The 3,057-nt window shown below is 52.3% G+C and carries 3 protein-coding genes, 4 tRNA genes and 1 pseudogene; all 8 read right to left on the bottom strand.

Going from position 1 to position 3,057, the window contains the following annotated elements:
- Window positions 1–73, bottom strand: a pseudogene (locus ACTH3S_RS18240) (GTP-binding protein); the annotation flags it as partial.
- Window positions 74–124: 51 nt separating this feature from the next.
- A tRNA-Thr gene (locus ACTH3S_RS18235) sits at window positions 125–200 on the bottom strand.
- Between the two features lie 14 nt (window positions 201–214).
- Window positions 215–289 (bottom strand) — tRNA-Gly (locus ACTH3S_RS18230).
- Window positions 290–300: 11 nt separating this feature from the next.
- A tRNA-Tyr gene (locus ACTH3S_RS18225) sits at window positions 301–384 on the bottom strand.
- Between the two features lie 40 nt (window positions 385–424).
- A tRNA-Thr gene (locus ACTH3S_RS18220) sits at window positions 425–500 on the bottom strand.
- Window positions 501–531: 31 nt separating this feature from the next.
- The gene (locus ACTH3S_RS18215) at window positions 532–1,194 is read right to left on the bottom strand and encodes a hypothetical protein (protein WP_441810424.1); all 663 of its coding nucleotides are present in this window, start codon (window positions 1,192–1,194) and stop codon (window positions 532–534) included.
- A complete protein-coding gene (locus ACTH3S_RS18210) occupies window positions 1,191–1,925 on the bottom strand; it encodes a type III pantothenate kinase (RefSeq protein ID WP_441810423.1) in 735 nt (244 codons plus the stop codon). The genes ACTH3S_RS18215 and ACTH3S_RS18210 overlap by 4 nt, the downstream gene beginning before the upstream one ends.
- Entirely contained in the window at window positions 1,922–2,887 is a 966-nt protein-coding gene (locus ACTH3S_RS18205) for a biotin--[acetyl-CoA-carboxylase] ligase (protein ID WP_441810422.1), read from the bottom strand. The genes ACTH3S_RS18210 and ACTH3S_RS18205 overlap by 4 nt, the downstream gene beginning before the upstream one ends.
- Window positions 2,888–3,057: the final 170 nt, after the last annotated feature.

Here is a 3,057-nt window from a genome sequence, read left to right as displayed (position 1 = left end):
TACCATGGTCAACGTGACCAATAGTGCCCACGTTCAGGTGCGGCTTATTACGTTCAAACTTAGACTTAGACATTCGACCAATCTCCCTAATCAACCTAGATCGTAACGTTGACCGGATAAATAGTGGAGCTCATGACCGGAGTTGAACCGGTGACCTCATCCTTACCAAGGATGTGCTCTACCGACTGAGCTACATGAGCATTACAAATAAAATTGGAGCGGGCAGCGGGAATCGAACCCGCGTCATCAGCTTGGAAGGCTGAGGTAATAGCCACTATACGATGCCCGCGAGCAATTAAGTGGTGGAGGGGGCAGGAGTCGAACCTGCGAAGCTTTCGCGTCAGATTTACAGTCTGATCCCTTTGGCCACTCGGGAACCCCTCCGAGTCGGGCGCACACTCACGCACCCGTTACTACAAAAAAGTGGAGCTGGCGGACGGAATCGAACCCCCGACCTGCTGATTACAAGTCAGCTGCTCTACCAACTGAGCTACGCCAGCTCACAATCGCCTCTTCAGCGAGGGCGGTATACTACGGATTTTTTTTCGACCTTGCAACACCCTCACAGGTATTGATTTCGATGAAATCGAAATTATTGCCATAATCCGCCTCAACCGCCTGTACTTGTTTCTCAACAAGCTTTGAGCTCACCTCAAAAGACAGCGCGTAGCTTATCTGATTTCGGGTGAAGTTGGCCAGTATTGCATTGAGATTCTGACGTTTTTTTTCTTCCAATACTGAAATTGCCGCCTCCCGGGACTCAAATAGCCCCAGAGAGATGGCATTGCGGCTTCCGCCCTTGGCAACCAGATAGGAATCGACACCTAGTTCACGAAGCTTTTTCAGCTGAGCCAGGGCAATTTGTTCCGGCTGAGGAGGAATAATCACCCAATGCAATGGTGACAATTCGCGAGCCCTCTTAGTAATCTGATAGCTTACGTGCTCTAACGGGCGCCCTTTTTCCGCAAGAACTTTGGCATTTTCAGCAGTACTGAACCAGCCAACCGTGACGCAACTCTGAACCTCTAGTGCGCCGAGCGAAACATCAGAATGCGAATCGACAGACCTTAAACCCTCCACTCTCGGCAGAGCCCCGGTCACCACACTGCTAGCTCGACTGTATCCGGGAACGCCTTTCAATCCGTACCAGAGCGCAGCATTCAGGAGCAGCAGCACCAGAGCGAGCAGCTTCATACCCCAACCACCTCGTTATCGATGCACCCTAACCCATCCAACACCAACGAGGGATGATAACTCCCACCCATACCAAGGGAAAACAACCGCATGGCGTCGCCCCCGGTAACCAGAACTTCTGTTAGGCCTAGCCCAGCCATATCTACCCTGACCCGCTCGATCATTGCCAGCGATAGCCACGACAAACCCTGATTTACACACTCCGCGGTATTCTTCCCAGGCTGCACCACCGAAACATCATCTGCTTCAAACGTAATTCGAGCTGCATCGGTCTTCAGGCTCTTTAGCATCATGTTAAGCCCAGGAAGAATATACCCCCCCAGATGCAACCCTGCATGGCTCACATAGTCCACGGTAATAGCACTGCCAGCATCAATAACCGCACAGCCGCACTGGTGTAACTTCCAGGCCCCGTACATGCCATGCCAACGGTCGGCCCCCATGGTCGCCGGATCCAGATAAGAATTTTCAAGCCCGAAACGTTCGGTTTCTGCCCAGTAGAAATGCACCGGGGCCGAAATCCTTCGCTCTAGATACAATAAAAGCTTTATTCGAGCATCTTCACAAATCACCGTTGATACACCTACACGGACAACCGAGCCGAGATAATCACTAATTCCCGCCAAAGGATCTTCGTTACTTAGGGCCGACCAGCCCTCATCAATAACTGTGCCGCCCTGTTCCAACCGCCACTTCACCCGAGTATTACCTGCGTCGATCAAAAGCCTCATAACACTACTCGCAAACTGACTTCTCCGGCGCGGATGGAAACAACACCAGCTTCGGTCTCAACCAAATAGTTTCCTTGCTCATCGATGCCACAGCCGACTCCTGCAACCTCCCCTTCTCGAGCGACAATATGCTGCCCGCTAAACAGATCACGAGCCTGCCAAGACTCCCGAAAGGCGGCGAAGCCCTTTTCAGCAAAGATAGTAGCACTTTCAAGCAGAGACGCTATTAGAGCCGATGCAATTTGATTCCTGGACCAACTGTGCTCTGGGGAGTGGCGAGCGAGACTAGACCATGGCTGATCTACGTCATCAGCCCGGCTCATATGAACGTTGATACCTATACCCGCAACAACTTGAACGACCCCTTCTTGCAACTCGCCCTGAAGCTCAACAAGAACACCCCCAAGCTTTCCCTCTGGCAGAAAAATATCGTTGGGCCATTTAAGTCGCACTCCAGACACCCCCAGCGACTCAAGAGTGTCGGCCACAGCAACACCTAGCACAAGACTAAGCCCGTCAAGAACGGAAAAGCCACCATGAAATGTCAGACCTACACTGAGGTACAGATTTTCACCTGGGGGACTGCGCCAAGTGCGGCCACGACGCCCTCTTCCCATAGTTTGGCCATCCGCGATTGCCACAGGCACCCCCGTAGCCCCACTGTCTATTTGCCTGAGAATCTCAGCATTTGTAGAGTCCACCTGATCAAGGACGCCCAGAGAAATTTGGCTACGAACTGCGCTCGCGAGCCCATTCAGGATCACGCCGGTATCAAGCAGATCTACGGGAGTGATCAGCTTGTAGCCGCGGCCTCTTACCGTACCTATGTCGAAACCTTCGTCAAGCGCACGGCGAACCTGCTTCCAAACCGCAGTACGGCTTACGCCTAGCTCGCCAGCCAGGCGTTCACCGGAATGAACCCGCCCATCGCTGAGTAGCTTTACAAGTGCTTTGGATTTCATTAAATACCATCCGGCAAGGAGAATGAGTAAAGCGGGGATTAAACACCAGGAACGACAAAAACACAAAAAGACAAAACGAAAAAACCCCCAACGGCGAGCCGCTGGGGGTTTTCGGAATTAAGAGTCTGACGATGACCTACTCTCACATGGGCAACTGCCACACTACCATC

Source organism: Marinobacter sp. (assembly GCF_052094685.1).
In the GTDB taxonomy this organism is placed as follows: Bacteria; Pseudomonadota; Gammaproteobacteria; order Pseudomonadales; family Oleiphilaceae; genus Marinobacter.
The sequence above is the reverse complement of the archived record's forward strand: the minus strand, read 5'-3'. Positions and strand labels throughout refer to the sequence as shown.